The following is a 25,085-nucleotide window of genomic DNA, read 5'->3' on the forward strand; positions in this document are numbered from 1 at the left end:
ATTAATTGTTATTGACCTAGCTTTTGGCAAAATTAAATTGCTTGAAATGTATTTTATGACCATTAAAAAAAGAAGCAGCGTTTTGCTTCTTTTTTTAAAACTCATCTACGATTTTTTCAACGTCTTCAAAATAACCATCATCTACTTCTGTAAGCTTGTTGCTTTTCGCCGCTTCGAGTAAATGAGTGAACCAAGTTAGTTCTACTTTCAAATGCATAATCGTGCGCATAATGATCGACAGATTTGCAATGGAATGATCCACCTTTTTAACTTGGTACAAATTTTGCATTTTTTCTAAATAAGCTGCCGTTTCCTCAATCTTTTTTTCTAAAGCAGAAGCCACTTTTTCTTGATCTACGTAAGAAGTAAATGAAAGCGCAGCATAAACTGGTCTATGCATATGCTCTTTTTTTAATAGCTGTTCAAAATAAAGGCGCTCAAATTCTTCTCTTCCTGCATCCGTGATAGAATAAACGGTCTTTTCAGGTCTGTTTGTCTCTCGAATCACATCGACTACTTTCACCAGCTGATTTTTTTCAAGCGTATCAAAAGCATAATATAAAGAGCCGCTTGCAAGTTTAATATAGTGCTTCATTTGTCTTTCATTAATGGTTTGCTGAATCTCATAAGGGTGCTTATTTCCTTCCATTAATAAACCCAATATGACTAATTTAACACTCATAACACCTTTCACCTCTTGACATGCATCTTATTTAGTAAAAAAAGCACGAACATCTTCGTGCTTTTTCTATTTTTGAGCTGCAGGTTCCTTAGCTTCTACCCGCTTTTTAGGAGGAACTTCCACTCGTTCATTTCCCATTAAAAAGACAGTAATGATAGCTACTGCAATTGGAATAAGAGCAAGCATAAATGCATACGTGATCGATGTAGACATAGCATCAACAATCTTATCTAATATTTGAGGCGGAATGCTGTTTCGGGCACTTGATTGAAAAACTGCACTCGGATCTCCTATTTGAGAAAATGCTCCTTGTGATCCATTTCCCATACCTTGAAAATTGCGCTGCAGCTCATTTGTAAATGTATTGCTTTGAATCGTTCCAAAAATCGTAACTCCCAGCGTCATGCCTAAAGAACGCGCAAATGAGTTCGTTGAGTTGGCAGAACCTCTAAACTGTGGATCCAGCTTATGCGTTGACGAAGTTGGTAAAAGAGAAAAGCTAAATCCGACGCCAAACCCAGTCAAAATCATGAATACCGTTAGCATCCAACGAGGTGTATCAGGTTCCATTGTTCCTAATAAAAACATTCCTACTGCAAATGAAAAAACGGACATAATCATTAAGTTTCGAAAGCTTGTTTTTGTGAGAAAAATCCCGCCGATAGCACTTCCTGCTACCGAGCCTAACATCATAGGAGTTAAAATTAAACCTGCATTTGTAGCAGAACCTCCATACACAGCTTGAACGAAAATAGGAATAAATACCGTTAAAATAATAAACGTTGCTCCGTATAAGAAAGCGAGAATTTGTGATGTTGCAAATAAACGGCGTTTGAACATCCAAAATGAAATAATCGGCTCTTGCGCGCGTTTTTCCACAAAAAAGAAGAGTGATAGCGCCACAGCAAAGATAGCAAAAAGAGATAAAATTTGCGGAGAAGACCAATCGTACTCTTTCCCTCCAAGTTCAAGAGCAAACATTAAACTAACTACTGAAATTACAAGAGTGGCTGCACCAGCCCAGTCAATTTTTTGTTTTTTATGACTTGTTGATTCTTTATAAAAGCGCACAATAAAAAATAACGATAAAAGTCCAATCGGCACGTTCACGTAAAACACCCAGTGCCAGCTGATGTATTCCGTAATGTATGCACCAAGAAGCGGACCAAATACACTTGCTGAGCCAAAAACGGCACCTAATAATCCCGTCATTTTCCCGCGTTTTTCGGGAGGGAAAATATCAAATACAATGGTAAAAGCAATCGGAAGAAGCGCTCCTCCTCCAATTCCTTGAATCGCTCGGTAAATACTTAGCTGCACAATGCTTTGCGCTAGGCCACACAATGCAGATCCAAGTAAAAATACCGTCAATCCAAAAATAAAAAACCGTTTACGGCCGTACATATCAGACAGTTTACCAAATATCGGCATACCTGCCATCACGGCAACCATATAGGCGGACGTAACCCAAACAAACTTATCTAACCCACCTAGATCAGAAATGATTTTCCCCATAGCCGTCGCTACGATGGTATTATCCATGGCTGACATAAAAATACCGAGCAGTAATCCTGCTACGATAAAACGAATATTTTTTTCCGATGAAACCATTTCAGTTCCTCCTTTCGCGTCATCTTTTTGATGAACAGAAATGATAGCTACTTAAATTATTATATTCAAATTTGAGTATTTTACAATCTTAAATGTGCTTTTTTTAGAAATAAACATAAGAAAAGCGTAATGGGTCCATTACGCTTTTACTGTGAGCTGAGGCTCTAATTTAATCTCAACATTTCCTTGAATTGCTCTTGAAATCATACAGGATGTTTCTGCTTTTTTTATAAGTCGATTGATTTTTTCTTCTTGAGCCGCAAATTCAGATGTGATGATAACATGAGGTTTATGAATAATTTTTTCGTATGTGAATACACCATTCGTCACGTCCACAATAGCTTCTGATTCCATCGTTAAAGCCTCCTGACGGATTCCGCTTCTTTCGAACATCGCTGCAAGCGTGATGATGTAGCACGTAGCTGCTGCCCCTAGGAGCATTTCATCTGGATTTGTTCCCACTCCTGGCCCGTCCATTTCTGGCGGAATGGAAATTTTTGTTTTTAATTGTCCTGATTCAATTGTACCTACTTCATTTCGGCCTCCTGGCCAATTTGCTTGCAAATGAAAGTGATGTTTTGCCATAGTTTATCCTTCTTTCTTCTATATAATGATGTGTACCTAGCGTACCCTTTTTATGTATAAAATAAAAATGTTCTGCTTGTCACAGCAAAAAGACTGCTAAAAGGTGCAGTCTTTGTTTTTTCTTAACTTAAAGGTACTTTCTTTTCGCTTTCAACGAAAGCTTTGATTAATGATGGCAGCCATTCCTCCAGGTTTGTAAATGAATATCCCCAAAAGCTAGCCTTTTCATTGCTCATCGTCCAAGAATGATCTACTCCGTAAGGAGAACTATTTTCATCTGTTAAACGAGAAGTTGTTTTTGCTGTTTTATTCGCTGCTTGTTCAATATATGAAAATAAATTTTTGAGTGAAATAGTACCATTTGAACAAGCGTTAATCGGTCCTTTTAGCTTCTGTTCTGCACACCAGACTAAAAATTCACCGGCTTCTTCCTGTGAAATGAAGTTCATTTCTGCTTCAATAGCCGGTATACCAATTTCTTCTTCATGCATAATTTTTTCTACGTGAAAACGTAAGCGATCCGTATAATCATCTTTTCCCATTACAATTGGAAAACGGACAGCCGTTACCGAAAACGGTGCTTTTTGAAAAAATACCGCTTCAGCTTGGCGTTTTCCCTCTTGGTAGGAAATATTTTCACGACGTGTATATGAAATAGGATACTTGTATGGATCAAAATCTTCTTCATAACACGTTTTTTCTAAAGAACCGTATACTGAAAGAGTCGAGGTGAGTACATAGTGACTGGTACTATGACGAAAAGCTTCAACAGCCACAGCTGCGCCGTGTGAAGAATAGCATATTTGATCGAAGATAACATCCCATTTTCTTCCTCGTGTTGTTTCGATTACAGAATCTTTTTCTACACGATCAAGAAAAATCCGTTCAACTCGGTCGCCGAAATCATCTGGTGTTTTACCTCGCGTTGCTAACGTAACCTTAACTCCTTTAGAGAGCAATGTCTGGACTAAATTTTTTCCAAAAAAACGAGTTCCACCTAACACAAGTGCTGTTTTCATCCTTTTCTCCACCTTTCGTATTTGATGTGGATAACCATACCATTATTATCCAACTTTTTTGTTCATAAAGCTATGAATCTTTCCGCTTATTTTTTATATTTCCACCTATTTTTTCGCCGCTGTCGTGTTAAGATGTACATATCTAACCAAAAGGAGCGACAGTGATGAATCCTTCTCCACTTCCCCTTAACGAACGCCTTGTTGTTCTTGATATTATTCGAGGCATTGCTTTGCTGGGCATTTTTTTAGTGAATATACCGGCTTTTACTTCTCCGATATTTATTTTTCAGCTGTACAATGTTTCTTATAAATATGAAGGAATAGATGCTTATATTGATTTATGCCTGCAGCTATTTGTCCAAGGGAAGTTTTTTACGATTTTTTCTTTTTTATTTGGACTTGGATGCGGAATCTTTTTGCATAGAGCTGAAGAAAAGCATTACTTTGCCGCTGCTTTATGGTCAAGAAGAATGGCTTCTTTGCTATTAATCGGGCTTTTTCATCTTGTCTTTTTCTGGTATGGAGACATTTTGCATGTGTATGCTGTCGGCGGTTTTTTAGTGTTGTTTTTTTATAATCGAAAAACCAAGACGATTTTGCTGTGGGCAATAGGCTTGCTATGCTTTTTTTATCTTTTGGCTTGCATGCAGTTTTTTATTCCGGCCCACGTCTTGCAGGAGGCTCAGTTGGAGTATAAGGTTTTACATGAACATGCCTTAACTCAATATTTATCCACCTACAGGCAAGCAGACTATTTATCTTGGCTGTTTTATCGTTTGAATGTTGAAGTGGTGCCTATGCTATTAAATCTACCGTTTTCTATCTTTCCCGTATTTTCTATGTTTTTATTTGGCTTATATACTGCTAAAAAAGGATTAGTACATAATATCGAACAAAATCGTTCTTTTTTTAAGAAAATTCAGTTAATAACAGGCGCAGCAGGTTTTACTTTAACTATCATTCTCGCTATCTTAAAACTAGAAATTTTAAAATATGGACTCTATCAGCAGGCGGCCATTCACCTTTTTACAAGTTTGAGCGGCATTTTTCTATGTTTTTTTTATCTTACCACCTTACTGTTATTTCTGCAATTTTCTCCTTACGCTTCGATGCTGGGTCTTTTTAAGTATAGTGGAACAATGGCATTAACAACTTACCTTAGCCAAACTTTAATTTGCCTGTGGATGGTTCGAGCCTTTGGTTTATACGGAACTCTTACCTTAACAGAAAGCACGATTATTTGTCTCATTATATATACACTCCAGCTTTTTTTTAATAAGTGGTGGCTTTATTATTTCTATTACGGTCCGTGTGAATGGTTATGGAGGAGCTTTACATACCGATCTTTCCCGCCTCTCAGACGGAATAGGAAAGCTTCAGCTTAACAGCAAATCGGCCTTCAAGTTTGAAAGCCGATTTGTCTCCTTTACTGCAGAGGCGGTATGGTTATTCGTTTAATTCCATTTGCCTCAAACTCTCGTATATAATCCATTTCTCGATGGAAAATTTGCATAAAAACTTCATTTTTTATTTCTTTAATGGGTCCTATTTGTTCTATCACATCTCGTTTAGCCATGCGATAGGCTAGCGCTTCCCAAAACACTTCGTTATCGTATTCTCCAATAATATCTTGAAGAGAATCTTCATGTTCTTCTGTAAACATAATCTCACTGTTTAGCGTGTGAAAAGGCCCTTTTTCAAGGAAAGGCTCTGCGTGAGAAAACATTTGTTTTTCTACATCCGTATATTCTTGTGCATGTTCATCTTCCACTCCAGAGCATGCTGTGACCATCCAGTTACCTAAATAAATTAAATCAAGCAGTTGAAAAAAGTGCGTTTCAGATAGTTGAAGTTCAATTTCGTTTTTTGCAGGAGCTTTTGACATAAGCGCGGATCTCTCCTTTAATTTTGAGGGTAGTTGCTACTAAATAAAATAGCTAAAAGGGTTAGTATGCAGGCTAGCAGGAAAACTGAAGAAATGGCTTCACCTCTTTTCTGTAGTGTAAAAATAGAGGTACTGACATCTAAAGAAGTGAATACGAACGGTGTAAACTTATCATAATCGAAATAAAGACAAGATACAAGACCTTTTTACTAAATTTTCTGACTGTTTTCGTCATAAATACCTATTTTTGTTTATACTAGAAAGGTCCGAAAATTGTGTGCGGAGCTGCCCAAAATAAAAAAGCGCTGAACTAGGCGCTTTAACGGTGTAAAAAAATAGATAAACCAATAAAAAAAGCAGCTAAAATAAAATCAAAAACCCATTGCCACTTCTCACGTTTTAACAATACGTGCTCTATCCCTGATAACAGCGAACTTATACTAACCAAAACAAAAATAAAGCTTAATTGGTTAAACGAAAATTTAGTGACAAAATTTGATACAAGTATGACTGCTACGGTGATGAACAGTGCCATTTGACTTATAAGTACCCATTTAATTCTCTGTTTATATCCGTCTTTTAAAGCTTGTAATAAATCGTTGCTGATCACTCTCGCTAAACCCCTTTTGTATTCCTATCGTTAAAAGTAAGAACGCAGCAAAAACGTTTCTCTGCATCTTAACTACTTAGCAAAACTAGCTATTAAATCGAAACATAAATATCAACTTGACTGTACTCAGGATCAATACAGCGTTCATCATATAATTCAAAATCTATTTTATAGGCACGATGATTTTTTTTAGCCCACTCGCGAATATAAGCCCAAGCCTCTACGACTACCTGTCTAGCTGGACCAACAGCTGTTGTAAACACCATGTATTCACCTTCTGGGATGATGAACTCTCTCATATCATCTTTCAGTTCGCCGCCGGGTAAAACTTCATATCCGAGAGCAAATGTAAAATCCATTTTTTGATTGTATTCAAATTCTGTATAAAGAGCAAATGTATTACCATTTACTTTATTGGCGATTTTATTAGCTAACTGTTGTTTATAAAAAGTCTGCCAGTGCTTGGGAATAAGACCTGTGCCCGTTTCTTCCACAGGTTCATCCGTTCGAATAGGCACTCCTACAACAGTAAATTCATTTACCTTGACTACTTTTTGACTTACAACTAAGTCAGTCAACATATTGAGCCCCCTTAATTCTTCTTTTTCTGTAGTTACAATGAGGGAAATACTTCTTAATATGCATTTTATTTGTATTCAAAGAAAACGTCAACCTTTTATGCAAATCCCTTAACGAAGGGGCTGAAGATCATTCTTCTAAGCTATAAAAAAACAATTCTATTTTCTTTGTACACATCATACGTATAAGATACCCCTAATTTACAATAGAGTGAGGTAAAAAAATGAAGATCATTGAACTTGCCGAATTCATTAAAACAAGTAAAAAAACAACTAAACTTGCTCTTTCTTCTTCTACAGTACAGTATACATTAGAAACAGATGATTTGAAAATTGAATTAAAAACAGGCGGCACGAATAAGCGAATCGTGTTTTTTCGCATCTTCTTAAAAGGAACATACAAGGATTGGATTTGTTATCACCGGAACGAACATCATATTTACGAATTGTATCAAAATATTTCCTTATCCCCTCAACTGCAAAGGCAGCTTTTGTACGCTATTGCATCATAAAAAGAGCTGGCTTAGTTAGCCAGCTCTTTTTATTTATGCTGTAGTTTTGTGATTGGATGTTTGTGCGGCTTCACATGTAATTTTTCCTTTGTCCATTGAATTCCTCTATATAAATAGTACGAGCACCAAAAAACTGCTGGAACGATAAGTACGTAGGCAACGACACTATTCGTAAAGAAAGAAGAATCTATAGAACGAAGCAATCGATAGGTCTCATTTAATATACATATATGCACTACATAAATGCCAACTGAATTTTTCCCAACTTTTGAAAAAAACGAGTTTTTGCCAAGAGCTGGACTGCTCAATACGAATAAAAACAATGATGCCGATAAAAAAATCGTAGAAATAAAATAGTCTCCGGGCTTGCTGTGCTGGATATTGACCAACCAGTAACGCTCGGCGATCTCTAACGCTGAAAACACAAAAAAGCTGGCTAAATAAACCATTGGCCTTGCGTTTAATACTGACAGAATTTGCTTACCGTAAAGGGCAAACATAGCTCCTAATACTGTATAGAACAAACCAAAGAACAGGGCATCTCTCGTTTGAAAAGAAAGTGGAAAAAATAAAGAATAAGACTGCCCAAATAACCCAGTTACATATAATACGGTGCTGATAAGCATTAATAAGCCAATCTTTTTCCATCTTTGAAATAAGAAAACGATGACAACAGCCCAAATTAATGCAATCAAGTACCAAAGCTGAAATCCACTTGTGTCACTTCCATAATAAAAGATATCTTTGAATGTGATGGATGATGTTAGATAATCAGCTACTGCACCTTTTCGTTCTGCTAATGTTCCGTGGTTCTGAAATAAGCGCAGAACTACACCAAACAATAAATAAAAGACGAACCAACATGCATAAAGCTTTGAAATATTCCACGTGTATTTTTTTAAGTATGCAGAAGGCTTTGGATGTTTTTGAATTTTATTCATAAACAAATACCCTGATACAATAAAGAAAAAAGGAACCGCGAATCGTGCAAATGTGTCAACAATGACATCTAGCACATTTTCCTGGTTCCCTAAAAAGAAATCGTCATGTGATGGATTAACATGAATACAAACCACAAACACTGTAGCAAAAAACTTAATAAAATCAATTGAATAATTACGTTCCATCTTGTTGTCAGCTCCTTAAAATAAACTCGAGCTCTATTTTAGCATAATTATCCAAACGAAAAAGATATTTTGGTAAAATTAACCTTATAGTCATGGAAAAAATTTCTTAACTTCCAATATTCTAGTCTTGTTTACTTGTATGATGTCTTTCAATATTCCAAATAAATGATTCTAAAGAACTATAAAACAAAAAACAGATTACGCGTAACCTGTTTTTTAAATTAACATTTTCCATGCAAACTTATTATCTTGTTTAATATCGACTTCTTTTTCATGCAAAGCCTGCACATGCTGTTTAATTTGTTTGAGAAACAGCATTACTTCCCCGCTTGATACGGCAGCTGAGTTGAGAGATAACGAATGTTTTTTAGCAATTTTTAATTCCTCGGTTTCCACTGAAATACTCACGTGGCGAAATAAGTGCCAAGGGTAGTAAACTGTTTTAAAAGATTTTGAGAAATAAATTCCTTTAGAACAAACGGTAATCCCCTCGGTTTTTTGAAGAGGATATGTATTTAAATGAGCTACAATTTTTTCTTTAGCAGGTAAATAGAGCCTGTTTCGCATCTCTTTTTCAACTTCTTCACATAGTTGTCCTTCTACCGACAACGCATCTTTTGGATCAGGGGTTTGATGAATTTGAAAAGATGAACAAATAGAAGTTAATTCTTTTGAGGATACACACGGATATATATAGTCTTGACACATATATTCATGGGAATGAGTGCGAATAAATTTCTTGATTTTTTTTAATAGAGATACTAGCTTTCTAGCTGAGTAATCGTTTTGATTGACTTGAAATTTCTCCACGTCATTAAAACAAATCATTTCTTCTTTTCGAATGGTAATGGATTGAATGTTAGCGAACTCTTCCCATAACATTTTTCCTTTTTTCATCCCTCTGCTTTTCCAGTAAATCCCCTTATTTGTAAAGCAAATTCCCCTTTTATCTAGGCCTGCTATAAAAGAGCTGTGTAAATACGCAATTATTTTTTCTTGGGGCTGAAACTGAAAGTATTTGCTAGCCATTTTTTTGTAGAAACTAGGTATTTGCATTACATAAAATTGACTTTCTCTATAGATTAAGCATAAGTCAGTCAAATAATTAGTTTTCAGCGTCGCCACGCTCTCACTTCCTTTTTGAGTGTAAATAACCGTACCCATTTTTTTCTATTACTTTATAAACGTTTTTTAATGAAAAAAGTTTCAACTTTTTTTGTTTTTTATAAAAAAGCTTTAAATTGAATCATTTCTTTCAGCTAGGAGGTTATCTAATTACTCACTTATTCAATAATCTTATTTTAAACGTTCCCTACTTAATTAAGGAACTAAACCAGATAATAGCAATGCTTAGCTGCTTTATCCAAATCATCCCTTGTGAACAAAAACAAACCGCAGCGTTAAAACGCGATGCGGTTTGTTTTTTAAGCTAAATAAGCTTCTTTTATTTTTTCATTATGAATTAATTCCGAGCCTTTCCCTTGCAGAATAATTTCTCCCGTTTGAATCACATAGCCTCGGTGCGCGATTTGCAGTGCTTGATAAGCGTTTTGTTCCACGAGTAAAATCGTCATGCCGTTTTTATTTAACTCCATAATGATTTCAAATATTTGTTCTACAATGATAGGAGCAAGCCCCATAGAAGGTTCATCTAGCATAAGCATAGTGGGGTTCATCATAAGCGCTCGCCCGATGGCTAGCATTTGCTGTTCACCGCCGCTCATCGTTCCTCCTTTTTGAGTCAACCTTTCTTTTAGCCTTGGAAAATATGTGAGTACTCTAGCCATATTTTCTTCTATTACTTTTTTATTAGAAAGTGAGAATGCTCCGATCGTTAAATTTTCTTTTACCGTCATCTTAGGAAAAATCTTTCTTCCTTCTGGCACGTGAGCTATTCCTAGCCGGGCCGTTTGGTGAGGAGGGAATTTCGTGATATGGGTGCCTTTATACACGATACTACCTGCTTTGACAGGAGCTTGACCGCTAATGGATTTTAGTGTGGTAGATTTACCAGCTCCATTGCTTCCAATAAGAGTCACAATTTCTCCTTCTTCTACATCAATCGTTATTCCTTTAAGCGCTTGAATTCCTCCGTAAAAGGTGTCAACTTCAGTTAACTTTAATAGAGTCATGTACTTTTCTCCTTTCTGTCTATCTCCCCTGCCGCTCCCTTCCCTAAATAGGCTTCAATCACTTTCGGGTGCGTACGGATATGTTCAGCATTTCCTTCTGCAATTTTTATTCCATGGTCTAATACAATAATATGATCAGAAATTTCCATAACGAGCTTCATGTCATGCTCAATTAATAAAATGGTTATTTCCCGGTCTTTTCGTATCGTGTGAATAAGATCTGTCAGCTCTTTTGTTTCACGCGGATTCATACCAGCAGCCGGTTCGTCTAATAATAACAGTGAGGGTCTAGTAGCTAACGCTCTGGCAATTTCGAGTCGGCGCTGCGCTCCATACGATAAGTTATTGGCTACTTCGTTATATAAAGCTTCTAGCCCAACGTATTCTAACAGCTTATACGCTTCTTTTTTAGCTGCTTTTTCCGCTCTTCTTGCTCGAGGTAAATTCAACAGCGTTTCAAAAGTGGTTGCTTTCAAATGGTTGTGCATCCCAACTAATACATTTTCTAACACCGTTATATTACTAAATAACCTGATGTTTTGAAATGTCCGAGAAATCCCTTGTTTTGATACGCTGTGAGGTTTTAGGCCTGTTATAGATTGACCATTTAACATAATATCACCTGAGGTTGGCTGATAAACACCTGTCACCATATTAAAAAATGTAGTCTTTCCAGCGCCGTTTGGTCCTATTACAGCTGTTATTGAATTTTTTTGAATATCCATTGTTACGTCTTGATTGGCAACTAAACCGCCAAAGGCCTTGGTTACATTTTTCACTTCTAAAATAGACAATTTCTTTCACCTCTATAGATTGACGTTTTTCTCAGCCGTTGAAATCACAGGCTGTATTTCTTCTTCTTCCGCTTCTTCTTTCAGCTCTTTCAAATCGAACGTAGGCTGTTTAGCAGGAAGCAATCCCTGAGACCTGTATAGAGCAAATAGAATAAGAAGTCCGCCAAAAATAAATCGCTGCATTTTAGCTGGCGAAAGTGCATCCGGTATAGAGATAACTCCGCTTAAACTCAGTTGATTAAACCAATCGGTGAGCTCCGTTAATACTTGAAGATTAAGAATGGTTACAACCGCCGCTCCAAGTATGACGCCTGGAACGCTCCCCATTCCTCCTAAAATAACCATGACTAAAATCGTGATAGATTCTAACAGCGTAAAGCTGGTTGGATCAACAAAGGTTTGCTTAGCGGCAAAGACCACTCCCATCATGCCTGAAAAAGAGGCACCGATAGCAAACGCAAGCAGCTTTGTTCTGACAAGGTGAATTCCCATCGCTTGAGCTGCAATTTCATTTTCACGAACCGCTTTCCACGATCGTCCTACTTTAGAATATTCAAATCGCCGTACAATAAAAATAACCGCCCCTAAGATGACTAATACTACATAATAAAACTGACTTGGATATACTAAGTTAATCCCAAAAATAGAAGGCGGCGTCACGGAGGACAGCCCCATTGCTCCGTTTGTAATATTGATTGGTTTATCCAAATTGTTAAATACAATTCGAATAATTTCCCCGAATCCAAGCGTAACGATAGCTAGATAGTCTCCTTTTACGCGCAGCACAGGTATACCAAGCAAAACTCCAAATAAAGCGGCTATTAGGCACCCTGCAATAATAAAAAACCAAAAGCTTTCTCCTGATAATGGGTACGTACCAAAAGGCATAAAATTAGCAGCTTGATTGGTCGCAAAAATTCCATACGTGTAAGCCCCAACTGCAAAGAAAGCAACAAATCCCAAATCCAATAATCCGGCTAACCCCACTACAATGTTCAACCCAAGTGCCATAGCAATATAGATGCCTACTAGTGTAGATACTTCCATATAGGATTCATAAGCAGGGCCTTGGCTAGCTGAAAAAGGAAGCAGCACAATTAAAATGACCCCTGCTATTAGCCATTTTAATTTAGTCGAAAGAGACATAAAATACAGAAGTAATAATGAAAATAAAAGAAGTAAAAATGCGACAACGGACTTTTGGGCAAGCATTAAACTACCGCTTGTTGCAATTACATATATAAAAAATAGAATGATTTGCGCCTTTTTGTTTCCTTCAAGCCTACTCATTATTTTTTTCATCTTCATCACCTACACTTTTTCTGTAACGGCTTTTCCAAATAAGCCTTCTGGTTTAAAAATTAACACCAAAATCAAAATGGCAAATGCAAATACATCTTTATACTCTGCTCCTAAAACATTGCCGGTGATTGTTGATAAATTCGCAGCTGCAAACATTTCAAGAATGCCAAGCATTAGCCCTCCAAACATTGCGCCTCGTATATTGCCTATACCTCCTAAAACAGCTGCTGTAAAAGCTTTTAATCCTAATATGAACCCAATGTAAGGATCAATTGTTCCGTAATGAAGCGCAAATAACACACCGGTCGCGCCTCCTAAAGCCGAACCAATAAAGAAAGTAAGAGAAATAACTTTGTTTACATTAATGGACATTAATGAAGCTGTATCGGGATCTTGAGCTACAGCTCTCATTGCCATTCCCCATTTGGTCCGATTGACGAAAATTTCAAGTCCGATCATTAAACAAAAAGCAACAAGTAACACTACGATAAACGTTACTTTAAATGTAGCATCATCAAATGATGATGAAAGAGAAGAAGCACTAACCGATACTTTTCCTGAAAATAAAGCAGGGGTATTAACAATATAGTTACCATTCTTAAGTTCCGTAATGAAGCGCACAAAATCCTGTAATAGAAACGACATTCCGATAGCTGTAATAAGTGTAATTAGTTTAGAAGACTTGCGCAGGGGGCGGTAAGCTACTCTTTCAATTCCCATACCAAGAAACCCAGTCGCAACGCTCGTAATAAGAAGAACTAAAATTAACGTCACAACAGCTGGAAAAGCTGCAATCCAACCTACGCCTGTTAACCCTATTAAAATAGCGGTTCCGATAAAGGCGCCTGACATAAAAATTTCGCCGTGTGCAAAATTGATGAGTTCTAAAATGCCATATACCATCGTATAACCTAGGGCAATAATTGCATATACAGCTCCTAATGTTAGTCCGTCAATTAACACTTGCGGCAGTGTTTGTATAATATGAGCAAACATATAACCTCGTCCCTTTCGTCCTATAAAATCGATTTTAAGAAAAGAAAGGTACGGAACATCCATACCTTTCTTTTCTTAGGTTTACTGTGAGATTTCTCCTTCTAATTTAGCTGGGTACGAAGGAGCGTCAAACTTATAGATAAAGATTTTAGCGTATTTATTGTCTCCTTTCTCATCAAATCCTACCTGCGTAAGTTCTCCTTTATATTCTGTAATACCGCGTACGGCGTCACGTACTGCTTCATGAGAAGGAAGCTTTTTATCATTGTCTTCAATTGCTTTTTGAATACCTTGAAGCATAACTTTCATGGAATCATACCCGTATACAGAATATGACTCTACTTTTTTATTGAATTTCTTCTCATAATTTTTAGCGAATTGCGTCTTGGAAGCATCGCCTGCTACTGACGTAAGATATGTATCTTTTACAGCATCTCCGGCAATATCAACTAAAGTTGATGAGTCTAAGCCATCCCCTCCCATAAACTTAGCGGTAATTCCTTTGTCACGAGCTTGTTTAATTAAAAGTCCGCCTTCTGCATAAAGACCACCAAAATAAACGAGATCCGGCTTTTCTTTAGAGACTTGATTTAACACACCGTTAAAATCTTTTTCTCCAACCGTAATTCCTTCAAATCCAACAATTTTTGCTCCTTCTTTTTCAGCTGCTGTTTTAAAAGCATCTGCAAGCCCTTGTCCGTAAGCTGTTTTATCTTGAATGACAAAAATATTTTTTGCTTTCAACTCTTTAACAGCATATTCAGCTCCTGCAGGCCCTTGGAAGTCATCGCGCGCTACAATGCGGTTAACCGTTTTTAACTTTCGGTCTGTTACGTCCGTTGCTGTACTTGCAGGAGAAATCATTGGAATTGAATATTTCTCATACGTTTCAGATGAAGGAATGGTAACCCCTGAATTTAAATGTCCTATCACTCCATAGACGGCTTTATCGGATCCGATTAACTGAGCGTTCGCTACACCTTTTTTCGGGTCGCCTTGGTCGTCATACGGTACAAGCTGAAGTTTATATCCTAATTTTTTAAACGTGTCTTTTTCTTCATCAAGAGCTAGCTGAGCTCCCAGTTTGATTGCTTCACCTAACGTCGCACTACCTCCTGACAAAGGGCTTTGTGTAGCAATTTTTATAACATTGCTGCCTTTATCTTCTCCCGATGTACTGTTGCTCCCACAGCCAGCTACAAACCCTACCGATAAGACCGTTGTTGCTAAAATAGATAACATTTTTTTACTTAGCATGTAGTAATCGTTATAAAACGCTTAATAGCGGCTAGTCTTTTATAACGATTTTCCCTCCCTTTGTTCGCGTCTAGAACGCTTTTTATCTTTGCAACAAATGTCATTTCTGAAAACGGTGAAACAGCTTGCTGTTTATGTACATCTTTTTTCACATCCTTTCATAATCGATTTGCTCTCATATATAAAGAGAAACTAATAAAAGTAAAAATATAGTTATTTTTTACTATTATAAAAGGATAAACAGCAGTATTTCACCAAACTTGTCAGTAACAATGACACATATTTTTATAATTTTCTTAATTTTATAAAAATAATTTTAATTATATTCACTTATTTTTTGCGATATACTTTTTGGCTATATATATAACAAAAAAGCATGTCACCGTAAGGAAACATGCTGTGTAACTATTCAACCTAAAAAAAGGTGCATAGTATGCACCTTTTATATGACCCTTTGTTTTCTCTTTCTCCCTAAGTTTAACTATTATTTCGTAATGCCTGTGATCCTTCTTCCCCTGTTCGGATCTTAATGGCATTTTTTAATTCATAGATAAATATTTTCCCATCTCCAGGCTGACCTGTATTTAGTACTTTTCTTGCTTTATCAACAACGTCAGATACAGGAACTTCGCACACCACAATTTCTACTTTAATTCGTGCGTGCATATTGTCTTGTTTTTTAACGCCTCTATAAAGCTCCGTAATGCCTTTTTGCAACCCGCACCCCAGTGCATCCGTAACTGTAATACCGCTAACGCCAATTTTCGCCAGTTCTTGCTTAAGCTCTTCAAACTTTGAAGGGCGTGTAATAATTTCAATTTTTGTTAAAACATCACTCACTGTGTCCACCCCTTTTACATATTTGATTCGTGATACGCTCTTTCACCGTGCAGCGTAATATCAAGCCCAAGCGTTTCTTCTTCTTGTGTCGCACGCAGAGATACGATTAATCCAACCACTTTAACAATAATGAAGGTAGCAATACCGACAAATAGGTACGTTGCTACGATAGCCACCAGCTGTTTCCAAAGTAGACTTGGATCTCCGTAGAATAAACCATTCGCACCGGCGTCATTTACAGAAGTTGTGGCAAATAAACCTGTTGCAATACCTCCCCATGTTCCCCCAATACCGTGAAGACCAAATGCATCTAACGCATCGTCGTAACCGATTTTCTTTTTAAGTGAGAAGATACCCCAGAAACAAACTGCTCCGCCGATAAAACCAATTACAATAGAGGCAAACGGTGTAACGAATCCACAAGCTGGTGTAATAGCTACAAGTCCAGCAATCGCTCCCGAAACGGCTCCAAGCAGCGTAGGTTTTTTATTGATAATCCACTCTACTACAAGCCAGCCGATAATTCCTGTTGCTGCCGCTGTATTCGTGTTAATGAAAGCCGTCATTGCAACGCTGTTAATAGTTAAAGAACTTCCAACGTTAAAACCAAACCACCCGAACCAAATCAGCATTCCGCCTAAAAGAGTTAACGGTAAATTGTGAGGTGCTGCGGCATCGGCATTTTTTCGTTTTCCAACAACAAGAGCTAGAATTAATCCTGCTACACCTGATGAAATGTGAACGACGTTTCCTCCGGCAAAGTCAATAGCTCCTAGTTCACGAAGCCATCCGCCAACTCCCCAAACCCAGTGTGCTACTGGTGCATATACAAATAATGACCATAGGATAGCAAATAAGATAAATGCTGAAAACTTCATGCGCTCTGCAAAAGCTCCAGAGATAATAGCTACTGTTAGTACAGCAAATGTCAGCTGAAACATCATAAACATATTATGCGGGATCGTAGCACTGTAGTCCCCGTTTGGAGTGAACCCGACTCCTTTTAATCCCACCCAGTCCAAGTTACCAATAAAAGCATTGCCACCGGTAGAAAAAGCTAACGAATAGCCTGCCACTATCCAAAGAACAGATATAACAGCTAAAGAACCTACGCTATACATCGCGGTACTTAACATATTTTTACTTCGAACCATGCCCCCGTAAAACAATGCAATAGCTGGTGTCATAATCCAAACCAATAATGCTGAAAAAAACATAAATACTGAATCGCCCATTTGCATGATGATTTCCCCCTTAAGTACGAATAAATAACCCCTAAATTTAATGTTAGATTATATAACATCTCTTGTTATGTTTACTATCATATTTGATTTATATGTATTTAGCAACTACTTTTTGCAAATTTATTCAGAAAACTTTTATTTTTTCATACTGTTTTCTTTTTCTTATGTATTCTCCTATGTACACATAAGCTGAACTATTTTTTGTTTGTGTTAGAGTTTCTGACATAAAAAAATCCTCTTCTTGGAGTAGAAGAGGATTTTTCTTTACAAATACATATATACACCAGGCCCTAGAGGAATACCGAATACTGCAAAAATAAGCAACATAACAATCCAAATTCCTAAAAAAGCTAGAGTATAAGGAAGCATAAGTGAAATAATTGTGCCAAGTCCTGCCTTAGGCTCGTATTCTTTCATAAAGGCTAAAATAACAATCATGTATGGATTTAAAGGAGTGATTACATTCGTGGAAGAATCCGCTATTCGGTATGCTGCTTGAATAAATCCAGGGTTGTATCCTAACAGCATGAACAATGGAATAAAAATAGGTGCTTCTAGCGCCCATTGAGCGGAGCCGCTAAAAATAAGAAGGCTTAGAACAACAGTTAAAAATACAAAACCAACCACAACTGGAAGTCCAGTTAGATTTAGTGCTTTTAATGCATCCGCTCCTTCTACTGCAATCCACGTTCCAATATTAGTCCAATTAAAGTAAGCGATAAATTGAGCAGCCGCAAAAATAAGAACAATATAGCTAGCCATATCTTTCATCGAATCAGTCATATAAGCAGGTACATCTCTAGAACTTTTGATTTTCCCTACTGTTATTCCGTAAACAGAGCCAACTACCACAAAAAACAGCAGCGTGATCGGAATGATACCATCTAAAAAAGGAGATGGCACAATTCCACCGTCTTCATTTCGTAGAGGAGAGTTGGGCCAAAATAAGAAAACAGCTAGTACAGCGACATAAATACATGTAGCAACGATACTGTTTTTTAATCCTTTTGCTTCTGCCTCACTAATTTCACCAAAATCATTGCGTTTTTTCCCTTTATAATTGCCCAGCCTAGGTTCTACAATCTTTTCGGTGACGATCGCTCCTATAACGGTCAAAACAAATACAGAAGCCGCCATGAAATACCAGTTCGCTGCAGGACTGACAGCAGCGCTTGGGTCAATTGTTTTAGCAGCTTCAGTAGAAATGCCTGATAACAATCCGTCGGTTCCGGATATAATAAGATTCGCTGTAAAGCCTGATCCCACCCCAGCAAATCCTGCTGCTAATCCAGCAAGCGGGTGCCTTCCTACTGTATAAAAAATCATTGCGGCAAGCGGAGGCACGATGACAAAAGCGGCATCTGCCGCTAAGTTGGCCATAATTCCTGTAAAAATGATGGCGTATGTAATAAGAGCTTTTGGAGCATTCAAAATCGTTTTCTTTATGGCCACTTCAAGCAGACCTACTTTTTCTGCAAGTCCGACTCCAAGCATCATAGCAAGTACAAGTCCTAGGGGCTTAAATTCAGTGAAATTGGTCAGCATCGATGTTAAGATATACTGAATGCCTTCATGCGACAACAAACTTTTAATTGGAAGAGTCTTATTAGTACCGGGATGGACCACCGTTACTCCGATACTATTAATAGCAACAGATGCTACTACGATAATAAGCGCTAGACATACAAACAAAATAAAAGGATCAGGTAGTTTGTTTCCGATTGCTTCTACCCTTCCTAATAGTTTGTCTAGAAAGGTTGTTGGATGCGATTTTTGCTCTGTTTGCAAATTAGGTTGTGCCATACTTTCTCTCCTTTTTCGTTTAGAATTTTTTGGATTTTTCCTTTTAATTACCAAAAAAGATTATTAGTACATAATAATCTGAATATTTATATTATTCAAGTATTATTTTTAAGGAATTTTTATTTATCTATTAAAACTAATAGCATTTAGATAAATAGAAAGGCAGAAGATATCTTTTTAATCGACAATCAAAAATAACAAAAAGCCCTCCGTTTGAAGAGAGCTTTTTGTTATTTCGCTATACTAGACGGAGCGGACTCTTTTCCTGACTCATTAACAGCTGTTACATAGTAACGAGCTTGAGATGCGTCGGAGTCAGCAAAGCTTTTTCGCTCAAATTCCGAAACGCTGCCAATATGGACAAATGTTCCGCCTGGATTCTTTTTATAAATTCGGTAGCCGATAATATTACCTTCTCGTACCGCGTACCACGTAAGCAAATTACCGCTCATCTTTACATGTGTAGGAGGTTGTGGTGCAGTTGCTTCACGCTCCAATTCTTTTGCTTGGTCAGCTTTTAGTTCTGTATAGACAACTAACCTCTCTTGATGGGTTCCTTCCGCACGGTCAAACGTGCCTGTGCACGTAATTAGGTTTAAATTACGTTTGTTGCTGTACCCAAAAATTTCGTTTAGAGGTGCTTTATCTCGCGGATAGCTTTTTATACGTTTAACAACAAAAGTAAGTGTGGTCCCCTGTGCATCTCTTACGGTAATTTCATCGTCTTTTTTTAAGTTTTTTAGGTTGTAAAAGACGGCAGGGCCGGTTTTACTGTCTACGTGTCCTGCTAATACAGCATTTCCTTTTACGCCAGGTTTAGCTCCTGGTTCAAACCAAGCAACTCCATTTTCTGTAGATGGAGCTGCCATTTCACCGCTGTCTAATAATCCTACTTCTTCAATTGAAGCCTCCACATGAACAGCAGGAATGGACACTTTTTCAGGGATGATTCCTTTGAATTCTTTGTTTAACTGTTTGGCTTCTGTTTTATGCTTTTTTAGTACAGCAAATTCTTCTTCAAGCGTTACCCGGCTTTTTAGATCCTTTGATTGTGCTTCTTTTTCTTTTTGCTTAGCTGCAGCCTGTTGCTTTGTTTCTTTTGCTTCTACCATTTGTTCTTTAAAATATAGTCCGCCGCTAACAAGCAGGACTAAACTTAATATACAGTAGGCGAGAACAATCGCTTTTTTCACATCGTCACCTCATTTCACAGCTGTTTATAAAAAAGAAGAGAGAACAGCCTCTCTTCTTTTTTCAGGACTCTTGACTTTTAATTCATAAGGAAAAGGAGAAAAAATATTATTTGCTTACTGGTTTCTTGCGTAAAATAACTCCAGCTGTTAACACAGCTAACGAACCTAGTGCAATATAGATCGCTGTTAGTGGATTCATCGTTGATTCAGATGCCCCGCCCATACCTGTTTTCGGCATATCTGTTGGCATAGCTGTTTCAGCAAACTTATCGGGGTTTTGTTTTACGATTGCTTCACCTAAAGCTTGGCCAACACCAAACATTAATTTATACCCTTCACGATACGTATCATAACTTCCAGCGTAGTCACCGGATGCATATTGTTCAAATGTTTTAATAACCGTATCCTCGTGTGCTTTTATAGCTGCCTGTGCGTCTGCAGTTGGAAGGTTTCCATCTGTTGCTGTTCCTAAGAATGTACCAAATTCTTGCGCGAATTTATGGAGCTTATCTTTTGCAGCTTTTTCTCCTGCTTCATCGCCTTTTACTTGTGCACTTACTAATTCAGCTTGGGCATTGATGTGATCTCCTTGCCAAATTTTTTCGAATTGTGCAGCTCCTTCATCGCCATATACTGAGCCGATTGCAGCTTTAAAATCTGCTGTGTTGGCATTTTCCAACCAGCTAACATAGTCGTAATCTTTTGAACCGTTAAACCCTTTTTCCATTCCCATTGTTGCTAGAGCAAAATGTTCTGCTGCTAAGCTGTTTAATGAAGAACGTAAATCTGCTGCTGGTGTATCCACTTTTGTGTTGTCGAATTTATCGGGCATCTGCGTTACGATTGCATTTGATAACGCTTTACTAATTGCGAACATTTGCTGATATCCTTCGCGGTATGTCTTCGCGGCTGCCTCATAGTCACCTTCTACATAATCTTCAAACGTTTCTTTTACTTGATCTTCGTGAACGCGAAGCGCCTCTTTTGCTGCATCTTCAGGTAGTTTACCTTCCGTAGCAGTGCTTAGAAATTTAGCAAATTCATTCACGAATTGATCTACTTCTTTATCTACTTCCGCCATGGCTTCTTTGTCGTTTTCTTTTGTTGCTTTTACAAAATCATCTGTGTAATTGTTGTGTTCTCTGAAAATTCGTTCAAACTCAGCCGCTCCTTTATCACCATAGATAGAAGCAATAGCTGGCTCCATGTCGACGGCATTTTGATCGAGTGCTTTGAACGCAGCGTCAGCATCTTTAGAACCGTCATAGGCTGTTGTCATAGCGGCAACGGCAAGCGTAAAATGTTCAGATAATAGGTAGTCTAAGTTCGCTCGTAGATCTGAAGCTTTTGTTACTGCCGTTGGTTTTGCTTCCTCTGCATTTGCAATAGTCGGCATCAATAGTGAAGCTCCTAGTACAGGAATCATTAATTTTTTACTTAATTTCATCATTTTCCACTCTCCTCATTTTTAGTTGATGTACGCCTCTTTTTTCATTCTTACTACATCTTAAATCATTAAATAGATTGAACATTTTGAATATTATATATATTAAACTTTCATGTTCCCTCACATTTAATGATCCTTTTTAGGAAGTATTCTCTTTCTATCTACTAAACGATTGCTGAGTGACGTTGGATCACTCTTTTTTAAAAAAATTTTTTAATGTCATCTTCTTGAAGAATTCCTTCCCTTTCTACTTATCTAACGGACGCTTTGTTCAGATAGATCACTTTTTTTAAAAAGTTTTTACCCGCCTTTTTTCAAGAATTCCTTCCTTTTATACTTACCTAACGATCACCTTATTCTGTTGGATCACTTTTTAAAAAATTATTTTAAATTCAAAAGAAAAAGAAAGGTTTCTAGAGGAAACCTTTCTTTTTTTCTTTACTTATTTAAAAAATTCCACATCACGTCGTTTACTTCTTGAGGCTTTTCATGCTGAGGAGCATGAGATGCTTCAGCTAATCGGTGAACAGATATGTTTGGTACATATTCTTCAATACCATCTAAGTTTTCAGGCATAAAAGTAGGATCTTGATTTCCCCAAATAATTTGTACCGGGATGTTTAACACTTCTTCTTCTAACGGAAACAAAGATTTTCTTTGAAGGTCTTCTTCTGTGAAAATCTTTAAGTTGCGGTAATAACTTAGCATGGACAGCACAGAGCCATTTTCCCAAGAGTTCATGTATGCTTGAACATCATCAGCTGTTAGATATCCTTTTTTTACAGCTGGGTCGATCACAAGCTTACGTAAACCTGAGAAGTTATCTCGTTCCATATAGTCCTGTGCTTCTTGTTTTTGAAACCATTTCATATACTCACTTGCTTTTTGCTGATTTTTATTTGTTCTAAGCTCACGCATAAATGTATAAGGGTGCGGACCGTTAAAAGCAATTAATTTTTGTACATATTCAGGGTAGCGATAAGCAAATGTCCAGCCGATTCCTGCTCCCCAGTCGTGTACAACTAGCGTGCAGGAGCTATATCCTAAACCTTCGATCACTTGACGGATATCTTCTACTAATACATCAATTTCGTATGATTCCAGTCCGCTTGGCTTTTCAGATAGATTATATCCTCTTAAATCCAAAGCAACTGTGTGGAAATCATTAGAAAATTCATCTATCTGGTGTCGCCAAATATGCGAAAAGTCAGGAAACCCATGAAGAAATAGCATAAGATCTCCTTGCCCCTTGCTTATGTAGTGCAAATTAACGCCATTTACGTTTATATACTGTTTACTCATTGTTCATTTCCTCCTTTATAAGTAGCTGTAGAGCAGTATAACGCTGTAAAAAATGAACGTCAATTCATTTGCTTCGTTCACTTCTTTTTAGTTCCTTTTATGAATATAGTTAATTATTTAGAGTGGATCTTTTTGAAGGAGTGATTAACAATGGCTCATATCTATTCAAAGGGCTGGTTTGTTCAGCAGTTAAAAGCCGCCAATATCTCTAAAATCGATGGAAGAAAGCTAGAAAGTTACAAAACCTACATTCTTCGTAATTTATATGCTGAGCTTATAGAACAAGGTAAAATCAACGGCTAAAAGAGGTTAAGACATAACGAAATGAATCCCATCTAAAGATGAACAAATGGGATATATGAGCTGAACTGCTTGAGACACCGCAGTTGATTTCCGTGCAAGACTTCGCTTTCCGCAGGCGGCCGCTGAGCCTCCTCGTCGCTTTCGCTCCTGAGGGGTCTCACCTGTTCCGCTTTTCCCCCAGGAGTCTTCGTCTTGCCCTCCAATCAACTGCTAGAAAGATTTACACACATGAAATCTACGTTTGTCCTAACAAAAAAACGAACCACTAATCAAAAGTCTTGATCAATGGTTCGTTTTACATTTCGTCTAAAATATTTTTGTCCCAGCCTCTTTTTTTTACAGCGATTGCTCAATAAAAGATAATACGCACTTTACATATTCTTTTTTGTATACATGATAATTTTGAACGTGTTCTGCTTTATCAGTTTTCCAGAAGTGAAAAGCATCCGGGTGCGTTTTAGCCATTTTTTCACTTTCAGTGTAAGGAATTTTTGTATCTCCTGTGCTGTGTATAAATAAAATTGGTCGAGGGTAAATATGCTCGACCGCTTTAATGGGACTAGCTTCAGCAGGATTTACATCTGCAATAACAGGAAGAATGGCCATTGTCAGCGGTGTAAACGGAAAGTTTGGTAAATGAGACCATACAGATAGGTTTTCTTTTAAATAAGAGGTTAAATCACTAAAAGGACTATCGGCTACCACTGCTTTTATGTCGTCATCTTGAGAAGCTGCTAATAAAGAAGTGGCTGCTCCCATTGAAATGCCGTAGAGCACAATTGGCTCTTTTGTTGTTTCTTTTATTTTCTGAATAACGCCTAATAAATCGAGCTGTTCTTTTACACCAATCGTCGTTTGATTTCCTTCTGAGTCTCCTGAATCTCTAAAGTCAAACATGACTACCCGATATCCCGCTTTTACAAATTCTTTACTCAGGGGCAGAAAGCCAGCTCCTTGTGCTTCACGGTTATTTCCGTATCCATGTGACATAATAATGGTCGCTTTTGGCTGTTCCGTTGGTTCAATCATCCATCCTTTTAAATGGGTTATTCCGTCTTTGCTCAAAAATACTTGATTGCTATAGTGCATGCCGTAATCACCAGGATTTTTCACAGCAGGATTTTTATCTAGTTTTGTCAGGCTTATGCCTACATAAAGAGAAATTGCCGTACAAAGTACAAAACAAAGAATAACAAAGGATATCAGGCTGATCCATATTGTTTTTTTCTTTTTTCCTGTATTTGGATGTCGATTTAGAACTGGAGTCAAGCTCGTTCCTCCTTTTTATCTAAGATCATCTTTCCTATTCTTATTGCTGCTTCCCTTTCTCCATTTTAAAGCTAGCCCATCTATTTTATGAATAAAATTCGTTTTATTTTCCACATATTTTTCTGGTTCAAAGCGATAGCGATGCGCTAGTTCTATTTTCAACGTTTCGTATTCTTTTGCTGTATCAGGGTGAGTACGCAGATAATCTCGAAACCATATATGCCGATTAATTTCTGGGTGGCCTTTTTCATAAATATGAACATGATGCGTTCTTTCATTTCCGCCTTTTTGGAAGTATCGTCTTCCTTTTATGCTGTTTTCACCTTTCGCTTCGTAACCAAGCTGTTCCATCCTCTGATTATATGTATCTACTTTCTTTATATCTTTCACTTCAATAAGTAAATCAATAATCGGTTTTGCGCTTAAGCCGGGAACAGCAGTGCTTCCGATATGATGAACCTCTAAAACTTGAGCTGACATTATAGTTGTTAAGGTGGCAGCTTCTTTTGAAAATTCCTTTTCCCACGCGATATTATAGGGTGTCAGCTGAATTTCTCTTACGGACTTCATCTTCAATTCCTCCTCTTGCAACGA

26 protein-coding genes are annotated in these 25,085 nt (G+C 37.4%); 3 read left to right on the forward strand and 23 right to left on the reverse strand.

Annotation, left to right across the window (positions count from 1 at the left end; all coding sequences use genetic code 11):
- Window positions 1-94 precede the first annotated feature (94 nt).
- The 4 genes from JNUCC25_RS14575 to JNUCC25_RS14590 form a co-directional block, all read right to left on the reverse strand.
- On the reverse strand, window positions 95-682 hold the full coding sequence (locus JNUCC25_RS14575; protein WP_013057595.1) for a PadR family transcriptional regulator: 588 nt from the start codon (window positions 680-682) through the stop codon (window positions 95-97).
- A gap of 66 nt (window positions 683-748) precedes the next feature.
- Entirely contained in the window at window positions 749-2,293 is a 1,545-nt protein-coding gene (locus JNUCC25_RS14580; protein WP_057244592.1) for an MDR family MFS transporter, read from the reverse strand.
- A gap of 138 nt (window positions 2,294-2,431) precedes the next feature.
- Window positions 2,432-2,878: an OsmC family protein gene (locus tag JNUCC25_RS14585; RefSeq protein ID WP_013057597.1), complete on the reverse strand. Its 447-nt coding sequence runs from the start codon at window positions 2,876-2,878 to the stop codon at window positions 2,432-2,434.
- A 122-nt stretch (window positions 2,879-3,000) separates the two neighbouring features.
- Entirely contained in the window at window positions 3,001-3,897 is an 897-nt protein-coding gene (locus JNUCC25_RS14590; RefSeq protein ID WP_140456921.1) for an NAD-dependent epimerase/dehydratase family protein, read from the reverse strand.
- Window positions 3,898-4,061: 164 nt separating this feature from the next.
- Between JNUCC25_RS14590 and JNUCC25_RS14595 the strand changes: the two genes are divergently transcribed.
- Entirely contained in the window at window positions 4,062-5,282 is a 1,221-nt protein-coding gene (locus JNUCC25_RS14595) for a DUF418 domain-containing protein (RefSeq protein WP_140456922.1), read from the forward strand.
- Window positions 5,283-5,323: 41 nt separating this feature from the next.
- Here JNUCC25_RS14595 and JNUCC25_RS14600 read toward each other — a convergent pair whose 3' ends face one another.
- From JNUCC25_RS14600 to JNUCC25_RS14610, 3 genes are all read right to left on the reverse strand, one after another.
- Window positions 5,324-5,782, reverse strand: a complete 459-nt coding sequence (locus JNUCC25_RS14600; RefSeq protein ID WP_013057600.1) for a hypothetical protein — start codon at window positions 5,780-5,782, stop codon at window positions 5,324-5,326.
- Window positions 5,783-6,101: 319 nt separating this feature from the next.
- A complete protein-coding gene (locus tag JNUCC25_RS14605; protein ID WP_140456923.1) occupies window positions 6,102-6,392 on the reverse strand; it encodes a hypothetical protein in 291 nt (96 codons plus the stop codon).
- Between the two features lie 92 nt (window positions 6,393-6,484).
- Window positions 6,485-6,973 carry a GyrI-like domain-containing protein gene (locus JNUCC25_RS14610; protein ID WP_454222043.1) on the reverse strand — a complete coding sequence of 163 codons (489 nt, stop codon included), beginning with the start codon at window positions 6,971-6,973 and terminating at the stop codon, window positions 6,485-6,487.
- 221 nt (window positions 6,974-7,194) lie between these two features.
- On the opposite strand from JNUCC25_RS14610, the gene JNUCC25_RS14615 reads away from it, so the two are divergent.
- Window positions 7,195-7,482: a hypothetical protein gene (locus JNUCC25_RS14615; RefSeq protein WP_013057603.1), complete on the forward strand. Its 288-nt coding sequence runs from the start codon at window positions 7,195-7,197 to the stop codon at window positions 7,480-7,482.
- 29 nt (window positions 7,483-7,511) lie between these two features.
- Here JNUCC25_RS14615 and JNUCC25_RS14620 read toward each other — a convergent pair whose 3' ends face one another.
- From JNUCC25_RS14620 to JNUCC25_RS14680, 13 genes are all read right to left on the reverse strand, one after another.
- Window positions 7,512-8,609 carry an acyltransferase gene (locus tag JNUCC25_RS14620; RefSeq protein ID WP_029322512.1) on the reverse strand — a complete coding sequence of 366 codons (1,098 nt, stop codon included), beginning with the start codon at window positions 8,607-8,609 and terminating at the stop codon, window positions 7,512-7,514.
- Between the two features lie 216 nt (window positions 8,610-8,825).
- The gene (locus tag JNUCC25_RS14625) at window positions 8,826-9,506 is read right to left on the reverse strand and encodes a hypothetical protein (protein WP_223268888.1); all 681 of its coding nucleotides are present in this window, start codon (window positions 9,504-9,506) and stop codon (window positions 8,826-8,828) included.
- 527 nt (window positions 9,507-10,033) lie between these two features.
- Window positions 10,034-10,741, reverse strand: a complete 708-nt coding sequence (locus tag JNUCC25_RS14630; protein WP_029322517.1) for an ABC transporter ATP-binding protein — start codon at window positions 10,739-10,741, stop codon at window positions 10,034-10,036.
- Window positions 10,738-11,535 (reverse strand): ABC transporter ATP-binding protein, encoded by a 798-nt coding sequence (locus JNUCC25_RS14635; protein ID WP_029322519.1) that lies wholly within the window; start codon window positions 11,533-11,535, stop codon window positions 10,738-10,740. The genes JNUCC25_RS14630 and JNUCC25_RS14635 overlap by 4 nt, the downstream gene beginning before the upstream one ends.
- Window positions 11,536-11,547: 12 nt before the next feature.
- Window positions 11,548-12,837, reverse strand: coding sequence for a branched-chain amino acid ABC transporter permease (locus tag JNUCC25_RS14640; RefSeq protein WP_029322521.1), 1,290 nt, complete (start codon window positions 12,835-12,837; stop codon window positions 11,548-11,550).
- 9 nt (window positions 12,838-12,846) lie between these two features.
- The gene (locus tag JNUCC25_RS14645) at window positions 12,847-13,833 is read right to left on the reverse strand and encodes a branched-chain amino acid ABC transporter permease (RefSeq protein ID WP_014459527.1); all 987 of its coding nucleotides are present in this window, start codon (window positions 13,831-13,833) and stop codon (window positions 12,847-12,849) included.
- An 81-nt stretch (window positions 13,834-13,914) separates the two neighbouring features.
- Complete coding sequence (locus JNUCC25_RS14650; RefSeq protein WP_013057610.1) at window positions 13,915-15,090, reverse strand: branched-chain amino acid ABC transporter substrate-binding protein; 1,176 nt, start codon at window positions 15,088-15,090, stop codon at window positions 13,915-13,917.
- A gap of 477 nt (window positions 15,091-15,567) precedes the next feature.
- Complete coding sequence (locus tag JNUCC25_RS14655) at window positions 15,568-15,930, reverse strand: P-II family nitrogen regulator (RefSeq protein WP_013057611.1); 363 nt, start codon at window positions 15,928-15,930, stop codon at window positions 15,568-15,570.
- 14 nt (window positions 15,931-15,944) lie between these two features.
- On the reverse strand, window positions 15,945-17,171 hold the full coding sequence (locus JNUCC25_RS14660; protein ID WP_013057612.1) for an ammonium transporter: 1,227 nt from the start codon (window positions 17,169-17,171) through the stop codon (window positions 15,945-15,947).
- Between the two features lie 267 nt (window positions 17,172-17,438).
- A complete protein-coding gene (locus JNUCC25_RS14665) occupies window positions 17,439-18,977 on the reverse strand; it encodes an AbgT family transporter (protein WP_454222047.1) in 1,539 nt (512 codons plus the stop codon).
- A 230-nt stretch (window positions 18,978-19,207) separates the two neighbouring features.
- Window positions 19,208-20,170, reverse strand: a complete 963-nt coding sequence (locus tag JNUCC25_RS14670) for a class F sortase (RefSeq protein WP_098278754.1) — start codon at window positions 20,168-20,170, stop codon at window positions 19,208-19,210.
- A gap of 106 nt (window positions 20,171-20,276) precedes the next feature.
- The gene (locus JNUCC25_RS14675; protein WP_014459522.1) at window positions 20,277-21,620 is read right to left on the reverse strand and encodes a hypothetical protein; all 1,344 of its coding nucleotides are present in this window, start codon (window positions 21,618-21,620) and stop codon (window positions 20,277-20,279) included.
- 435 nt (window positions 21,621-22,055) lie between these two features.
- Window positions 22,056-22,919 (reverse strand): alpha/beta fold hydrolase, encoded by an 864-nt coding sequence (locus tag JNUCC25_RS14680; protein WP_064471813.1) that lies wholly within the window; start codon window positions 22,917-22,919, stop codon window positions 22,056-22,058.
- Window positions 22,920-23,069: 150 nt separating this feature from the next.
- Between JNUCC25_RS14680 and JNUCC25_RS14685 the strand changes: the two genes are divergently transcribed.
- Entirely contained in the window at window positions 23,070-23,222 is a 153-nt protein-coding gene (locus JNUCC25_RS14685; protein ID WP_013057618.1) for a YflJ family protein, read from the forward strand.
- Window positions 23,223-23,228: 6 nt separating this feature from the next.
- On the opposite strand, the gene JNUCC25_RS14690 is transcribed toward JNUCC25_RS14685, so the two are convergent.
- From JNUCC25_RS14690 to JNUCC25_RS14700, 3 genes are all read right to left on the reverse strand, one after another.
- The gene (locus JNUCC25_RS14690) at window positions 23,229-23,429 is read right to left on the reverse strand and encodes a hypothetical protein (protein ID WP_081252147.1); all 201 of its coding nucleotides are present in this window, start codon (window positions 23,427-23,429) and stop codon (window positions 23,229-23,231) included.
- Window positions 23,430-23,558: 129 nt separating this feature from the next.
- The gene (locus JNUCC25_RS14695; RefSeq protein ID WP_454222050.1) at window positions 23,559-24,491 is read right to left on the reverse strand and encodes an alpha/beta hydrolase; all 933 of its coding nucleotides are present in this window, start codon (window positions 24,489-24,491) and stop codon (window positions 23,559-23,561) included.
- A 15-nt stretch (window positions 24,492-24,506) separates the two neighbouring features.
- The gene (locus tag JNUCC25_RS14700; RefSeq protein WP_013057620.1) at window positions 24,507-25,061 is read right to left on the reverse strand and encodes a GrpB family protein; all 555 of its coding nucleotides are present in this window, start codon (window positions 25,059-25,061) and stop codon (window positions 24,507-24,509) included.
- Window positions 25,062-25,085 lie beyond the last annotated feature (24 nt).

Source organism: Priestia sp. JNUCC 25 (assembly GCF_053667915.1).

Coding starts and splice junctions, on each gene's coding strand:
- JNUCC25_RS14575 (WP_013057595.1), bottom strand. CDS start 682: ATGAGTGTTAAATTAGTCATATTGGGTTTATTAATGGAAGGAAATAAG.
- JNUCC25_RS14580 (WP_057244592.1), bottom strand. CDS start 2,293: ATGGTTTCATCGGAAAAAAATATTCGTTTTATCGTAGCAGGATTACTG.
- JNUCC25_RS14585 (WP_013057597.1), bottom strand. CDS start 2,878: ATGGCAAAACATCACTTTCATTTGCAAGCAAATTGGCCAGGAGGCCGA.
- JNUCC25_RS14590 (WP_140456921.1), bottom strand. CDS start 3,897: ATGAAAACAGCACTTGTGTTAGGTGGAACTCGTTTTTTTGGAAAAAAT.
- JNUCC25_RS14595 (WP_140456922.1), top strand. CDS start 4,062: ATGAATCCTTCTCCACTTCCCCTTAACGAACGCCTTGTTGTTCTTGAT.
- JNUCC25_RS14600 (WP_013057600.1), bottom strand. CDS start 5,782: ATGTCAAAAGCTCCTGCAAAAAACGAAATTGAACTTCAACTATCTGAA.
- JNUCC25_RS14610 (WP_454222043.1), bottom strand. CDS start 6,973: ATGTTGACTGACTTAGTTGTAAGTCAAAAAGTAGTCAAGGTAAATGAA.
- JNUCC25_RS14615 (WP_013057603.1), top strand. CDS start 7,195: ATGAAGATCATTGAACTTGCCGAATTCATTAAAACAAGTAAAAAAACA.
- JNUCC25_RS14620 (WP_029322512.1), bottom strand. CDS start 8,609: ATGGAACGTAATTATTCAATTGATTTTATTAAGTTTTTTGCTACAGTG.
- JNUCC25_RS14625 (WP_223268888.1), bottom strand. CDS start 9,506: ATGAAAAAAGGAAAAATGTTATGGGAAGAGTTCGCTAACATTCAATCC.
- JNUCC25_RS14630 (WP_029322517.1), bottom strand. CDS start 10,741: ATGACTCTATTAAAGTTAACTGAAGTTGACACCTTTTACGGAGGAATT.
- JNUCC25_RS14640 (WP_029322521.1), bottom strand. CDS start 12,837: ATGAAAAAAATAATGAGTAGGCTTGAAGGAAACAAAAAGGCGCAAATC.
- JNUCC25_RS14645 (WP_014459527.1), bottom strand. CDS start 13,833: ATGTTTGCTCATATTATACAAACACTGCCGCAAGTGTTAATTGACGGA.
- JNUCC25_RS14650 (WP_013057610.1), bottom strand. CDS start 15,090: ATGCTAAGTAAAAAAATGTTATCTATTTTAGCAACAACGGTCTTATCG.
- JNUCC25_RS14660 (WP_013057612.1), bottom strand. CDS start 17,171: ATGCAAATGGGCGATTCAGTATTTATGTTTTTTTCAGCATTATTGGTT.
- JNUCC25_RS14665 (WP_454222047.1), bottom strand. CDS start 18,977: ATGGCACAACCTAATTTGCAAACAGAGCAAAAATCGCATCCAACAACC.
- JNUCC25_RS14675 (WP_014459522.1), bottom strand. CDS start 21,620: ATGATGAAATTAAGTAAAAAATTAATGATTCCTGTACTAGGAGCTTCA.
- JNUCC25_RS14680 (WP_064471813.1), bottom strand. CDS start 22,919: ATGAGTAAACAGTATATAAACGTAAATGGCGTTAATTTGCACTACATA.
- JNUCC25_RS14685 (WP_013057618.1), top strand. CDS start 23,070: ATGGCTCATATCTATTCAAAGGGCTGGTTTGTTCAGCAGTTAAAAGCC.
- JNUCC25_RS14700 (WP_013057620.1), bottom strand. CDS start 25,061: ATGAAGTCCGTAAGAGAAATTCAGCTGACACCCTATAATATCGCGTGG.